Origin of the sequence: Halohasta salina (assembly GCF_024178165.1) — an archaeon.
GTDB lineage: Archaea > Halobacteriota > Halobacteria > Halobacteriales > Haloferacaceae > Halohasta > Halohasta salina.
The window spans coordinates 120562-133986 of record NZ_JAMZIE010000004.1; the positions used below are offsets into that span (position 1 = coordinate 120562).

The following is a 13425-nucleotide window of genomic DNA, read 5'->3' on the forward strand; positions in this document are numbered from 1 at the left end:
TGAAACCGTCACTCCCGGCTGGCATCGACGTCGATCGCGTCGACCGGACAGATATCCACACAGAGCATACAGTCGATACACTGGTCCTCGCGGGTGGGTTCGACCTTCTTCTCGCTGGCCGGATGATCAGGCGTGTCGACCCACGAAAAGACGTCCACGGGGCAGTCTTCGAGACAGGCTCCGTCGCCCACGCAGATGTCGTAGTCGACGGCGACGTGGGTGCCGCGGATGCCAAGTTTCTTGGGTGGGTCGACGGGGCCCCAGACGTCGAGGCCGTTTTCCTCACCCACCTGTTCGCGGTTCACATCGAAGTTCGGGTCGATAGCCATTACCGAACGGTGGGGTCGGTGGCTACTTAAGCGCGTTCTCTGTGGGGGTCCAGGGGTGTCGACCGCCAAACACCGGTGGTTGCCCCGACACGGCAGGTCGACCGGTCACGACCGAACCCGGTCGAGGTCGCTCACGAACGCCTCAAGCGCCTCACGGGTGACGTGGGGCATACAGACGATCCGGAGTTCGCCACTGGCGGTGCGGGAGATCCGCCACCCCGCCTCCCGGAGCGCGTCGAACGTCGACGGCGACAGCGAGGCGGCCACGAGCGGCAACTCGGGGTCGACGGTCTCGATGCCGCGGGTCGAAAACGCCCGGGCGAGATAGTCGGCGTTGGCCTGCTGGTCACGGTAGCTTTCGCGGTAGCCGTCGGGCCACAACGCCTCCATCGCCGCCAGCGCGCCCGCGACGCCCGCGCCGCTCCGGGTCCCGGTGAGTGTGGCCTGCGAGGTGGTCTCCAAATAGGGTGTATCGACTGCCAGCGCGTCCAGCGTCGCCCGGTCACGCGCCAGAAAGCCGCCGGCGGGGACCGGTGCCTGCCCGAACTTGTGGGGGTCGATCGCCATCGAGTCGATCGGCGCGTCGGCAAACGACCACGAGTGGTCGGTAAACGGGAGGACGAACCCGCCCCACGAGGCGTCGACGTGCATCCGTGCGCCCGCATCGTGGGCGATCGCGGTGAGTTCGGGAATCGGGTCGACGCGGCCGTACTCGGTGGTGCCGGCGACGCCGACGACCAGAGCAGTGTCGGCGTCGACCGCCGCTGCAACCGCATCGAGATCCGCCCGATAGTCGGCGTCGACCGGGACCGTCCGGAGTTCCATGCCCAACACCTCGGCGGCCTTGGTGAGGCTGAAGTGGGCGCTCTCGGGGGCGACGATGTTGGGGGCACGCGTTTCGGCGCGGTTGCGGGCGGCGCGGGCGGCCTGAATGTTGGCCTCGGTGCCGCCGCTGGCGATATATCCCAGCGCCGAATCGAGGCCGGCGATCTCGCCCAGCAGGTCGACGGCCTCGCGTTCCAGTTCGGCGACCGTCTCGTAGGTGGCCGGATCGCCGGGGTTCGCCGCAAGGAACCGCACGGCCTCCTCGTGGGCTTCGGGATGGGGGACCGTACACATCGAGGAAAGCACGCGGTCGAACGCCTGTGGCTGCGGCCGCCGAACACGTTGCATCGAATACCTATATGTTCGAACGGGGTTTAGATGCTGTGGTACTGACCGACGTACTGCCGTATTATTCGGGACGAAACGTCACAGCCGGTAGTTAGAATGCCCTGAGATCCTCGAGGACCGCCGCGGCGCTGCCGTCGGCGATCGCCTCGCGGGCCGCCGACACCCCGGCCTCGATCGAGTCGACGTCGTCGCGGGCGTAAATTCGAAGGGCGGCGTTGAGCGCGACGGCGTCGGCGAACTGGTCGTCGCGATCGCCAGCGACGACGGCCTCGGTGATCGCCGCGGAGTCGACCGCGACGTCGTCGACGTGCAGATCCTCGGTCTCGAAATCCATCCCGTAGTCGGCGGTCTCGATCCCGTAATCGGTGAACTCGCCGTCGGCCCGTGGTTCGTCGTCACCGCTCGCCCGGTCCGGGCCGCCTCGCGGCTCGCGTGTCCATTCGGCGACCTTCGTGAATCCGGGCCGGATGTCGTCGTAGCCTTCCATCCCTTGGAACATGATCACGCGGTCGGGGCTCTGATGGCGGCTCTCGGCGAAGGTATCGACGATCTTCTTGGCGAACGCGAGGTGGTAGAAGGAGCCGAGATGGACGTCGGCGTTGGCCGGGTTCGCCAGCGTCTCGATGGTGTTGACGAACGTCCGGACGCCCATCCGGTCGCGGCGGTCGAACAGCTCGTCGACGGTGGGGTTGAACGCGGGCTGGTAGTAGAAGCCGAACCCGGTGGCGTCGACCATATCGGCCGACGTTTGGGGGCTGAGTTCGGTGGCGACGCCGAGTTCGTCCAGCACGTGTTTGTAGGCGTCCTGCTTCTGGGTCGGGACGCGATCCCCGGAGTGGACGACGACCGGGGTGCCGGCGGCGGCGGCGACGACGCCCGCCGCGACGCCGAGGATCGCCGACCGGCCCTTGCCGTCGTAGTTGGCCCCACAGTCGACGGGGTCGCAGTCGGGTTCGGCGACGTCGACGTGTTCACACATGACGTCGGTGTAGGCCCCGAGTTCGGTCGGCGTGTTGCGCTTCCAGCGGTTGGCGAGCCAGAAGGCCCCCAGTGTGGTGGGGTCAGGTTTCCCCGCGATGATGCGCTCGAAGGCCTCGGCGGCCTGCTGGCGGGTGAGATCCTCGGCGGATTTGTGGCCCGACCCACAGACCTCGGTCATGAGTCGCTTGAGGGGCCACTCGCCGAACGAACCGGTCGGCTGTGTCATATTCCCCTTTTCCCTGTCGGCCGCAAAAGCGTCCCGTTCGAGGCCAAAGGGACCGTTAGCCACGACGCCCGGCCACAACTGTCCGAACCGATAGATGAAACCCCACCCGCCTCCCTACACCACCCATGAGCGACGAGCGGCCGACACCCAGCGAGTTCGGAACGACCGACGATGCCCCGCCGATCGAGGAGAAACCCTACAAGATCATCTTCGAGGCCAACAAGTGCTTCGGCGCGGGCCGCTGTGCGGAGGCCTCAACCAACTGGGAGCTCGATCTCGAAACCGGTGTCGCCAACCCACGAACCTACTTCCTCGAGGAGTCGGAACTCAACGAGAACGTACGGGCCGCCGAACTCTGTCCGGCAAAAAAAGGCGACGGGGTGATCCACATCGTCGACCGCAAGCGGGACGTCGAGATCGCGCCCGATCCCCACGGCGATGGCTCGCTGAGCGTCGACTGGTAGCCCACATCGAAACCCACTTTTGTCGGATGAGCGAAGAACGACTGCGCGAGGGTGGCTGAGCCAGGCCAAAAGCGGCGGGCTTAAGACCCGCTTCCGAAGGGATCCCTGGGTTCGAATCCCAGCCCTCGCATTTCGCGCCCGAACGCAAGTCAGGGCCGACATCTTACTGGATGGATCCGAATCAGAGAGCGACTGCAAGGAGCGACCGTGGTTCGAATCCCAGCCCTCACATTGCGTGACCGACCGGCGTCTCGACGTTCGCAGCGCTAGTAGGTGCCGATTACTACGAAGTAAGCACCGGTTATCAGCCAGAGATCAACACGGAGTCGTAACTCGACGAATCAGGCATCCAGCGAAAAAGGCTGGCTCGCCCACACGAAAGGGAAAAAGTCTCGCGTAGGCGAGCCGACCTCAGATTGGTCCCCGCTGACGCTTCGGCCCTCCAAAGCGAAGCGTCACCTGAACGGTTAGGCTGTGTTTACTTAATGATACCGGGTGCGGAACATGGTGCCGAAAGGTAGCGAAACGTCCACACGTTGCCCATCGGAACTAGGGGGTGGTGTTTCCGAAGAGCGGCGTTTTTGAGGGTCGACCTCCTATCGGGAGCTATGAGTTCGCTCCCCGACCGAGTCCGACGGGCGTTTGCCGATCACAGGGCCTTCGAGCAGACCGACGAGTCGACCTTCGAGTCGACCGCGACGGCCTTCGACGGGACGGTGACGGCCACGACGGTCGACGGCCGGATCCGGTTCGATATCGAGGCGAGGGTTCCCTTACTGGACGCCGTGACCGAAGAGGATGTCGCTGCAGTCGTCGAGGACGGCTGGTACGAGACGTTCGAACTCCGCGTCACCGATATCGGCGGCGTGTTCCGCACCGACCGGGACCTAGAGCCGACGGTCAGCCGCGGGTCGGAGGAAGCGATCACACAGGTCAGTTTCGAGGATATCAACGAACGCCGTGGCGTCGACGACGCGGCGGCGGTGATCGACTACGTCGAAGGCACGTACGTCCAGGGGATCATCCCGGGCTACGAGTACACCGAGCCCGTAGACGGGCTCATCAGCCGTGCGCGGGACGCCGGCGGCAATTAGGCACCATCTACGCCATCGCGATGTAGGTCTGTGTGGTCTCGACGCCGTCGATCGGCTGGATCCCGCCGGCGACGATGTCCTTGACCGCCCCGGGAGAGTCGACCGACACCTTGGCGATAAAGTCGACGTCGCCAGCGACGATATCGGTCCCTGTGACGCCGTCGAGGGACTCGATCGTGCTTTTCACCCGGTCGGCCTCGCTGGTGTTGGATTTGACGAGAATGTATGCGGTGACCGCCATCGTTACTCACCCCCGGCAACCGCCGTCGCCGGCTCGTCACCGACGAGCAGCTGTCTGACCTCCGCGAGCTCGGAGAACTCCGCGAGCACGGCTACCCGGTCGCCGGCTTCGAGCGAGTCGTCGGGAAGCGGGATCCCGAGCGGACTGTCGGCCTTGCCGAACGCGAGGATGCGGGCCTCCGAGGGGAGGGCGACCTCGCTCAGCGTGTATCCCCGCATCGGCGAGCCGTCGGTGATCGTGATCAGCAGGATCTGGAGGCTCTGGGCGACGTCGGCGATCGCCTGAATGGAGCCGCCGAGCAGCGCGTTCCGCGCGCCGATCGCCCCCAACCGCTCGGGGTAGACGATCTCGTCGACCTCGTCGGCGTACTGTTGGTAGATGCCCTCGCGGTAGTCCTCGTCGATCCGAAGGACGGTCCGACAGCCGTGGCCTTTGCCGATCAGACAGGCCGCGAAGTTAGCGTTGAGATCGCTCGTCAACGCGCCGACGGCGTCGGCCGTCTCGACGCCCGCCTCCCGGAGTACCTGCTCGCGGGAGCCGTCGCCCTCGATCACCTCGAAGGATCGTTCGCGGGCGCGGGCAGCCGTTTCGGCGTCGCGCTCGACGAGCGTCACCTCGTGGCCCTCCTCGCGGAGGACGCGGGCGGTACGGAGCCCGACTCGACCGGCACCGATGATAGTAAAGCGCATGAGAAGACATAACACGTTCCCGGCGGATAACTGTATCCCCGCCCCGGTACCGGCGGGTGTAGGAACGTTTTTGCTGTTGGTGTGCGTATTCGTCACATGGTTCGCGCGTTCGTCATGGTGAAAACGGGAGTGGCTGCCTCGGAATCGCTACTCGGAATGATACGGGACCTCGCTCCGGTGACCGAGGCCCACATCGTCGCCGGCGAGTACGACCTCATCGCCGAACTCTCGACCGACGAGGTCCACGACGCCCTCCGGACCCCCGCCAGCGAGATCCAGTCGTTCGACGGCGTCCTCGAAACGAAGACCTACGTCTCGTTGAGCGACTGACGCGCGGAGTCGATACGCCAAAGTCCCGTCGGCCACTACACCCAATATGGCTTCGATTATCGGGCTCGTACTGTTCGCCGGCGTGCTTGTCGGCCACACCCTGTTTGCGGCCGTGAGCACCCGGTTTCTCCGCCTCCGACTGGAGACGCAGTTCGGCTGGGTGCTGTATGCGCTGACGGGAATCCCCGTCGTTCTCTTCGTGTCGACGCTCGTGTTCACCGGGCTGCTGGGGATCGGCCCGAACCTCGGCTCGCCGACGGTCGTCTTCAGCGTCCTGATCGGGCTGCCGCTGGCGGTCGGGCTGACACTCGACCTCCTGTATGTCGCCCAACCCGACGAGGTCGACCTGCCCGCGCGGTGATCACAGTACGGCCGTTAAGCACTCCCTAACGTCGGCATACACGGCCGCCGGCGGCTGGCTGGCGTCGACCCGGACGAACCGTTCGGGGTCGGCGGCGATCAGTTGCTCGTAGTTGTCCCGGACATCCGCGAGGTAGGCGACCCGTTCGAACTTGTTCGTCCCGCCGCTCCGCTCGGCGGCGGTTTCGGGGTCGACGTCGAGATAGATGGTCAGATCCGGCCGCCGAGTGAACGGCTCGTGGATCGACTGCACGTAGGCGATCGGCTCCTCGACGACGCCGTCGAGGGTCGCCCCCTGATAGGCGTATCGGGAGTCGCTGTAGCGGTCCGAGACGACGAGTTGACCCTCGGCGAGCGCGGGCCGGATCACCCGCGAGAGATGGTCGGCGTGGTCGGCGGTGTAGAGGAACAGTTCCGCCAGCGGGTCGGCTTCGGAGTCGCCGATCGAGCGGTCGACTGCCTCGCCATACCACGAGTCGGTCGGTTCGCGGGTACGGACCGCCTCGGGGTAGTCGTCGCCTAACGCGTTCCAGACAGTGGTTTTGCCGCTCCCGTCCAGTCCTTCGAGGGTCACGAGCATACAACCCACTCCGAGCGGCGGCGTATGAACGGTTCGCTCTCGGCCGGCGGGTCGCGCTACCTTTAGGTCGGTTCAGTGAGACATTGTGGTATGAACGTTGTAGTCGCAGGCGGGAACGGATTTATCGGGACGAACCTCGTCGGAGAACTGGTCGACCGCGGCCACGAGGTGACGGTGCTGGCGCGCAACCCCGACGCCGCGGACATACCGGACGGCGTCGCAACCGAATCGGGGGATGTCACCGCCTACGACTCGATCGAGGCCGCCGTCGACGGAGGGGACGTCGTCGTCAATCTGGTCGCACTCTCGCCGCTGTTCAAGCCGAAGGGGGGCGACGAGATGCACGACGAGGTCCACCGCCACGGCACCGAGAACCTCGTCGCTGCGGCCGAGGCGGGCGGCGTCGAGCGGTTCGTCCAGATGAGCGCCCTCGGTGCCGACCCGGAGGGGTCGACCGCCTACATCCGGGCGAAAGGGCAGGCCGAAGCCCACGTCCGGGAGTCGGATCTCGACTGGGTGATCGTCCGACCCTCGGTCGTCTTCGGCGAGGGCGGGGAGTTCGTCTCCTTTACCAAGAAACTCAAGGGGATGTTCGCGCCGGGACTGCCGGTCTACCCGCTGCCCGGCGGCGGCAAGACGCGGTTCCAGCCGATCCACGTCGACGACCTCGTCGGGATGCTGGCCGAGATGGTCGACGACGACGCCCACGTCGGCGAAACGTACGAGCTCGGCGGCCCCGAACAGCTCACGCTCAGAGAGATCACGAACATGGTCTACGACGCGGCCGGGAAGTCCGTCTCTATCGTATCGGTACCGATGCCGCTGGCCGGGGTCGGCCTCAGCCTCGGCGGAAAGCTCCCCGGCTTCCCGATGGGTGCCGACCAGTACCGCTCGCTGCAGTTCGACAACACCACCGACGACAACGATATCGAGGCCTTCGGGCTGACGACCGCCGATCTCACCTCGTTGGGCTCGTATCTCGGCATCGCCTGAGCCGCAAACAGTCGGTCGACTGGACCGTCCAGAGCAGCGACTAGTCCGCGCGCGAGTCGGTCGACCAGTGAGGGCGTCGGACGGAGAGCCGACAACTGATAGTTAGTAGCGTGCTACGCCGTCGAGGGACGTATTATAATCAGTTCCTACCGTCGGAATTGCCGGGATTCTTCGCGTGGGTTATTCGACAGTCTCGACGCCCGAAACCCCAAGAAAAAGGCGTTTCGGCGTTGGTACGAAAACTAACCTCATCACAAGTCTTATATTCATCTTCCAACTGTATACGTCCCAATGGCAAGGGGAGAAAACGTATGAAACTCGCAATGATCGGCTTCGGCCAGGCCGGGGGTAAGATCGTCGATCGATTCCTCGAGTACGACGCCGAAACCGGGTCCAACATCGTTCGGGCGGCCGTCGCGGTCAACTCCGCGAAGGCCGACCTCATGGGGTTACAGCATATCCCGGAAGAAAACCGTGTGCTCATCGGCCAGTCGCGGGTCAAAGGCCACGGTGTCGGGGCGGACAACGAGCTCGGCGCGGAGATCGCCGAGGAGGACATCGACGAGATCCAGGGTTCGATCGACTCCATTCCGGTCCACGAAGTCGACGCCTTCCTCGTCGTCGCGGGTCTCGGTGGCGGCACCGGCTCCGGCGGCGCGCCCGTGATCGCCAAACACCTCAAGCGGATCTACACCGAGCCCGTCTACGGGCTGGGCGTCCTGCCGGGCAGCGACGAGGGTGGGATCTACACCCTCAACGCCGCCCGATCCTTCCAGACGTTCGTCCGCGAGGTCGACAACCTGCTCGTCTTCGATAACGACGCCTGGCGGAAGACCGGCGAGTCCGTCCAGGGCGGCTACGCGGAGATCAACGAGGAGATCGTCCGCCGGTTCGGGATCCTCTTCGGGGCCGGCGAGGTCAGACAGGGCCAAGAAGTCGCCGAGTCGGTCGTCGACTCCTCGGAGATCATCAACACCCTGTCGGGTGGCGGGGTCTCGACGATCGGCTTCGCCGAAGAGGAGGTCGAGGAGGCCTCGACTGGCGGGCTGCTCTCGCGGTTCCGCGGCGACGAGGGCACCGACGACCTCGACAGCGCCAACACGACAAACCGGATCACGAGTCTGGTCCGGAAGGCGGCGCTCGGCCGACTGACGCTGCCGTGTGAGATCGACGGCAGCGAGCGGGCGCTGGTCGTGCTGGCCGGGCCGACGAACTACCTCAACCGGAAAGGTATCGAGCGCGGCCGGAAGTGGCTCGAAGAGGAAACCGGCAGCATGGAGGTCCGTGGCGGCGACTACCCGATCGACGGCTCCGGACGCGTTTCGAGTGTCGTCCTCCTGTCGGGCGTAACGAACGTCCCCCGGATCAAGGAACTCCAGCAGGTCGCCATCGAGGCACAGGAGAACATCGACGAGATCCGCAACGAGAGCGAGGACAACCTCGATTCGCTGGTCAACGAGGACAGCGACGAGCTCGAATCGCTGTTCTGATTCTTCCGGCGGCCCTCCAGTCGCCCCTTTCCGATGCGCTGTCTCATCCCCTTCGCAGCCGACCAGCCGAAAACCCGCCTCGCATCAGTGCTCTCGACGGCCGAACGGCAGTCGTTTGCCACCGCCATGCTGATCGACGTCCTCGATGCGGTCGACGCCGCAGGCGTCGACCCGACGGTGCTCTCGACGGCCCTGATCGACGACGAGCGCGTGACCGGCCGTGCCGCCGTCACGGTCGACGACCGCGACCTAACGACGGCGGTCAACGCACGCCTCGCCGACGGCGAACCGACGCTCGTCGTGATGGCCGACCTCCCGCTCGTAACGCCGACGGACATCCAGCGACTCCGTGAGAGCGATGCCGAGGTCACGATCGCCCCCGGATTGGGTGGCGGGACCAACGCCTTGGCCGTCCGCGAGCCACGGTTTCGGGTCGACTACCACGGGGCCTCCTACTGCGACCACCGCCGAGCGGCCGCCGATCTCGGAGCAAGCGTCAAAACCGTCGACTCCCGCCGGCTGGCGACCGACGTCGACGAGCCCGATGATCTGGCCGAGGTGTTGATCCACGGCTCGGGGACAGCCCACGAGTGGCTCCTCGAAGCCGGGTTCGAACTCGACACGGACGGGGGTCGTGTCGGGGTCCGGCGGGTGGAGTAGACACTGCCTACTCGGCGGGGACCGGGAGACGAGCCGTTTTTGACGGTCCGACCCCGAGACGTGGCTATGTTCCCGGCCGCCGAGGAGTACGACATCGAGCTGGCGATCGACGAGGCGGCCGTCGACGCCCTCCTCGCGGTCACATCCGGCGACGTCACGACGCCCGACGAACTCACCTTCTCGCGGAACGTCTTCCTGCCGCTGACGACTGCCTGCCGATACACATGTAGCTACTGCACCTACTACGACGTGCCGGGAGAAGCGACGCTGATGGAACCGGAGACGATCCGGAGCGTGCTTCGAACGGGTGCCGACGCCGGCTGTACGGAAGCCCTCTTCACGTTCGGCGACAAGCCCGACGACCGCTACACCGCCGTCCACGACCAGCTCGATGCGTGGGGATACGACTCGATCGTCGACTACCTGTATGCAGCCTGTGAGATGGCCATCGAGGAGGGACTGCTTCCCCACTCGAACCCCGGCGATCTCACCCAGTCGGAATTTCGTCGGCTCCGGGAGGTCAACAGTTCAATGGGCGTCATGCTGGAGACGACCGCTGACGTCGACGCCCACGCGGGGTCGCGTCGCAAAACCCCCGGCCAGCGACTCAACACGATCCGAGCGGCGGGCCGCGAAGGGGTACCGTTCACCACCGGCCTGCTGGTCGGCATCGGCGAATCGTGGCGGGATCGCGCCGAGAGCCTGCTGGCGATCGCCGCGCTCCACGAGCGGTACGACCACATTCAGGAGGTGATCGTCCAGAACGTCGTCCCCAACGAGCGCTCGTCGTTCGACCAACCCGCCGTCGAGACGATGCGCCGCGTCGTGGCGATGGCACGGGTCGCACTCCCCGAGTCGGTATCGGTGCAGGTGCCACCGAACCTCTCGCCGACGCGGGAGTTGATCGACTGCGGCGTCGACGATCTGGGCGGCGTCTCCCCGGTGACCGAGGACTACATCAACCCCGACTACGCGTGGCCCGCACTCGACGAACTCCGGGCGATCGCTGCCGACGCGGGGTTGGATCTCTACGAACGGCTCCCAGTCTACGATCGGTATCTGCCGGAGTCGGTCCGGCGCGACGGAGTCGAGCCTGCGCATCCGCCGAAAACTGCCGGCGAAAGCGGCGATAACTGGGTGTCGACGCGCATCGAGAACGCACTGACCGAAGCGTCGTCGGCCGGCCGGCGCTACCGGCGGGTCGCCAAACACGAGTCGCCGCTCACGATCCCACAGGAGCCATCGTGAAAGTAGGCGTCGACTACCGGTGGTTAGTCGTCGGCTGACAGCGGTGTCTCGGTCGGCAGCATCGGCGTTCCGTCGGCTCGTGGGCCGAGCGTCGGGCCGTAGGGGCCGCCGTCGAGTTCGATCGGGTGTGTGGTTCGGTAGTCGGTCGACCGTTCGACCGGCCGGCGACCGATCGCGTCGATCATCTCGACGTAGTCGCCGACGCTCCGGAACTCACCGTAGCTTCCGCCGGCGCGTTTGGTGATCTCCTCCGAGAGGATCGTCCCCATGAAGTCGTTGGCCCCGCAGTTGAGCAGTTTGAGTCCCTTGGCGTTGCCGTACTTGACCCACGAGCTCTGGATGTTGTCGATGTTGTCGAAGAAGAGCCGGGCGACGGCGATCATTAGTTCGTCTTCGGCGTCGCTGGCCCCGCCGTCGACGACCCCGTGTCTGTACAGCGGGGTGTTCTCGTGGACAAAGGAGAGGGGAACGAACTCGGTGATTCCGCCGGTTCGGTCCTGCAGGTCACGGACCCGCTTGAGGTGCATCGCCCGGTGCATCTCGTTTTCGACGTGACCGTACATGATCGTCGCCGTCGTCCCCAGTCCGGCCGCCATCGCGCCCTCCATCGCTTCGAGCCAGTCGTCGGTCGTGATCTTGCCGGGGCAGATCACCTCCCGTACTTCGTCGACGAGGATTTCGGCGGCCGTGCCGGGGGCGGTATCGAGGCCCGCCTCGCGGAGTCGGCCGTAGACGTGCTGGTAGGACCAGTCGGTCCCCCGGCGGGCGTGGTAGGCCTCTTCGGGAGTCATCGAGTGGACGTGGATCCCCTCAAGAGACATCGCACTGATCTGATCGGTGTAGGTGCCGGGATCGGTCGTGTATTGGGCGGGCGGTTTGTAGTTGACCTCGCGCGCGGGCTCGTCGTAGCCCGCGAGAATCTCGTGGTGTTCGTCATCCAGCGCGAACGCCGGATGGAGCCCCGACACCGAACAGACCTCCGAGATGCCGAGATCGAGGGCGTCGTCGACGATCTCGCGGGACTCGGCGGGCGTCTTGGTGAAGCCAGCGTGGTCGGCGTCGCTGTCGGCCTCGAAAGCGTGGGCGGAGTTCTTGAAATTACAGAACAGACAGCCCACGTTGCAGGCGGTGGTGACGTTGTTGTTGAGGTTGGCGACGAACGTCACGTCCTCACCGACCATCTCGGCCCGTCTACGGTCGGCGGCTTCGAGGACCTGTTCCTTTCGGCGCGGGTCGATCCCCTCGCTGTCGGTGCCGGTCGTCAGGAGTTCGACCGCGTCGTCGACCGTTAGGCGCTCCCTACCGCGGGCGTTAGCGAGAGCGTTCTCGAAGGACTGATCGGTCTCGGGGGTGTGGTCGAACTCGATGTCCGTGGGCGAAAGCTCGGCGGCCGACCGGCGCGTCATTACCGGGGGTAGCAGACGCCGAGTAAAAAGGAGTCGGTCACCGGAGGCGCGGAACTGAAAGATTCATACGGGCGGCCGTCGGCGATACGAGCATGACGAGCGTCAAGGAGTTCCGCGTCGACAGCGAGCCGACCGCGACCGATCTCGGCGCGGGACGGTTCGTCTTCACCGACGCCTACTCCGTCTTCGACTGGGGGCAGATGCCCGACGCCATCCCACACAAAGGCGCGAGCCTCTGTACGATGGGCGCGTTCAACTTCGAACTGCTGGCGGATCACGGCGTTGCGACCCACTACCGGGGGGTTGTCGACAGCGATGCCGATGGCATCGACGGCGACGGCGACGTCGTCGACCTCGCCAACTGTTCGGAACCGCCGACAGAGATGGCCATCGAACTCACACAAGTCCCGGATCTCCCCTACGACAGCGACGACGGCTACGATTACGACGCCTACCACGAGGCGGCGAGCGAGAACTTTCTCATCCCGCTGGAAGTCGTCTTCCGCAACACGGTCCCAGTCGGCTCCAGCCTCCGCAAACGGGGCGAGCCAGCCGACTACGGGCTCGACCTCGGCGAGTGGCCCGACGAACCCGTCGACCTCCCCGAGCCGGTCGTCGAGTTCTCCACGAAGTACGAGGAACAGGATCGGTATCTCACACGCGAGGAGGCTGACCGGATCGCCGGAACCGCCTCAATCGACGAACTCGAATCGGTCGCGCTACGGGTCAACGAGATCGTCACCGACCACGCCGAATCGGTCGGCTTCAGCCACGAGGACGGCAAGATCGAGTGTCTCTACCACGACGGGACGATCGCGGTCGCCGACGTGGTCGGTACTTTCGACGAAAACCGGTTTTCCTACGGCGGCCGCCAACTCTCCAAGGAGGTCATCCGGCAGTACTACAAGCGCGAACAGCCCGCGTGGGTCGAAGCCGTCTCGGCAGCGAAAGCTGACGTGGCCGAGGCCGACATCGCCGACTGGCGACAGCTCTGTGATGTCGACCCCATCGGCCTGCCGGACGACGTCGTAACGGCCGTCTCGGATATGTACGCCGCAGGCGCAAACGCCTACACCGAGACAGAGTGGTTCGACGCGCCGCCGGTCGACGACGCCGTCGGCCAACTCTCTGATATTTGAACGGACGCGTCGTTACTCGTCG

General features: G+C 65.5%; 16 protein-coding genes and 1 tRNA gene. 10 read left to right on the forward strand and 7 right to left on the reverse strand.

The window, feature by feature from the left end; translation table 11 throughout:
• Positions 1 to 8: 8 nt before the first annotated feature.
• The 3 genes from NKJ34_RS10455 to NKJ34_RS10465 all read right to left on the reverse strand — a co-directional run bounded on the left by NKJ34_RS10455 (position 9) and on the right by NKJ34_RS10465 (position 2709).
• Positions 9 to 329, reverse strand: a complete 321-nt coding sequence (locus NKJ34_RS10455) for a 4Fe-4S dicluster domain-containing protein (RefSeq protein WP_253738244.1) — start codon at positions 327 to 329, stop codon at positions 9 to 11.
• Positions 330 to 434: 105 nt separating this feature from the next.
• Positions 435 to 1502 (reverse strand): tyrosine decarboxylase MfnA, encoded by a 1068-nt coding sequence (mfnA, locus tag NKJ34_RS10460; protein ID WP_253738245.1) that lies wholly within the window; start codon positions 1500 to 1502, stop codon positions 435 to 437.
• 91 nt (positions 1503 to 1593) lie between these two features.
• Positions 1594 to 2709 carry an anthranilate phosphoribosyltransferase gene (locus NKJ34_RS10465; protein WP_253738246.1) on the reverse strand — a complete coding sequence of 372 codons (1116 nt, stop codon included), beginning with the start codon at positions 2707 to 2709 and terminating at the stop codon, positions 1594 to 1596.
• 125 nt (positions 2710 to 2834) lie between these two features.
• On the opposite strand from NKJ34_RS10465, the gene NKJ34_RS10470 reads away from it, so the two are divergent.
• From NKJ34_RS10470 to NKJ34_RS10480, 3 genes are all read left to right on the forward strand, one after another.
• Positions 2835 to 3173 (forward strand): ferredoxin, encoded by a 339-nt coding sequence (locus NKJ34_RS10470; RefSeq protein WP_253738247.1) that lies wholly within the window; start codon positions 2835 to 2837, stop codon positions 3171 to 3173.
• A 45-nt stretch (positions 3174 to 3218) separates the two neighbouring features.
• Positions 3219 to 3303 (forward strand) — tRNA-Leu (locus NKJ34_RS10475).
• 478 nt (positions 3304 to 3781) lie between these two features.
• Positions 3782 to 4267, forward strand: a complete 486-nt coding sequence (locus tag NKJ34_RS10480; protein WP_253738248.1) for a DUF5813 family protein — start codon at positions 3782 to 3784, stop codon at positions 4265 to 4267.
• Between the two features lie 7 nt (positions 4268 to 4274).
• On the opposite strand, the gene NKJ34_RS10485 is transcribed toward NKJ34_RS10480, so the two are convergent.
• Both NKJ34_RS10485 and NKJ34_RS10490 read right to left on the reverse strand, forming a co-directional pair.
• Positions 4275 to 4508, reverse strand: coding sequence for an Lrp/AsnC family transcriptional regulator (locus tag NKJ34_RS10485; RefSeq protein ID WP_253738249.1), 234 nt, complete (start codon positions 4506 to 4508; stop codon positions 4275 to 4277).
• A 2-nt stretch (positions 4509 to 4510) separates the two neighbouring features.
• The gene (locus NKJ34_RS10490; protein WP_253738250.1) at positions 4511 to 5197 is read right to left on the reverse strand and encodes a potassium channel family protein; all 687 of its coding nucleotides are present in this window, start codon (positions 5195 to 5197) and stop codon (positions 4511 to 4513) included.
• A 96-nt stretch (positions 5198 to 5293) separates the two neighbouring features.
• Here NKJ34_RS10490 and NKJ34_RS10495 point away from each other — a divergent pair, with 96 nt between their 5' ends.
• Positions 5294 to 5527, forward strand: a complete 234-nt coding sequence (locus NKJ34_RS10495) for an Lrp/AsnC family transcriptional regulator (protein ID WP_253738251.1) — start codon at positions 5294 to 5296, stop codon at positions 5525 to 5527.
• A 46-nt stretch (positions 5528 to 5573) separates the two neighbouring features.
• A complete protein-coding gene (locus tag NKJ34_RS10500; RefSeq protein ID WP_253738252.1) occupies positions 5574 to 5888 on the forward strand; it encodes a DUF7991 family protein in 315 nt (104 codons plus the stop codon).
• Here NKJ34_RS10500 and tmk read toward each other — a convergent pair whose 3' ends face one another.
• Positions 5889 to 6467 (reverse strand): dTMP kinase, encoded by a 579-nt coding sequence (gene tmk / locus NKJ34_RS10505; RefSeq protein WP_253738253.1) that lies wholly within the window; start codon positions 6465 to 6467, stop codon positions 5889 to 5891.
• A gap of 90 nt (positions 6468 to 6557) precedes the next feature.
• Between tmk and NKJ34_RS10510 the strand changes: the two genes are divergently transcribed.
• From NKJ34_RS10510 to cofG, 4 genes are all read left to right on the forward strand, one after another.
• On the forward strand, positions 6558 to 7460 hold the full coding sequence (locus NKJ34_RS10510) for a complex I NDUFA9 subunit family protein (RefSeq protein ID WP_253738254.1): 903 nt from the start codon (positions 6558 to 6560) through the stop codon (positions 7458 to 7460).
• 311 nt (positions 7461 to 7771) lie between these two features.
• A complete protein-coding gene (locus NKJ34_RS10515; protein WP_253738255.1) occupies positions 7772 to 8950 on the forward strand; it encodes a tubulin/FtsZ family protein in 1179 nt (392 codons plus the stop codon).
• Positions 8951 to 8983: 33 nt separating this feature from the next.
• Positions 8984 to 9610 (forward strand): 2-phospho-L-lactate guanylyltransferase, encoded by a 627-nt coding sequence (cofC, locus tag NKJ34_RS10520; protein ID WP_253738256.1) that lies wholly within the window; start codon positions 8984 to 8986, stop codon positions 9608 to 9610.
• Between the two features lie 66 nt (positions 9611 to 9676).
• Positions 9677 to 10858 (forward strand): 7,8-didemethyl-8-hydroxy-5-deazariboflavin synthase subunit CofG, encoded by a 1182-nt coding sequence (gene cofG / locus NKJ34_RS10525; RefSeq protein ID WP_253738257.1) that lies wholly within the window; start codon positions 9677 to 9679, stop codon positions 10856 to 10858.
• 23 nt (positions 10859 to 10881) lie between these two features.
• Here the strand turns inward: cofG and cofH are convergent, their stop codons facing one another.
• Positions 10882 to 12264 carry a 7,8-didemethyl-8-hydroxy-5-deazariboflavin synthase subunit CofH gene (gene cofH / locus NKJ34_RS10530; protein WP_253738258.1) on the reverse strand — a complete coding sequence of 461 codons (1383 nt, stop codon included), beginning with the start codon at positions 12262 to 12264 and terminating at the stop codon, positions 10882 to 10884.
• 92 nt (positions 12265 to 12356) lie between these two features.
• On the opposite strand from cofH, the gene NKJ34_RS10535 reads away from it, so the two are divergent.
• Complete coding sequence (locus NKJ34_RS10535) at positions 12357 to 13403, forward strand: phosphoribosylaminoimidazolesuccinocarboxamide synthase (RefSeq protein WP_253738259.1); 1047 nt, start codon at positions 12357 to 12359, stop codon at positions 13401 to 13403.
• Positions 13404 to 13425: the final 22 nt, after the last annotated feature.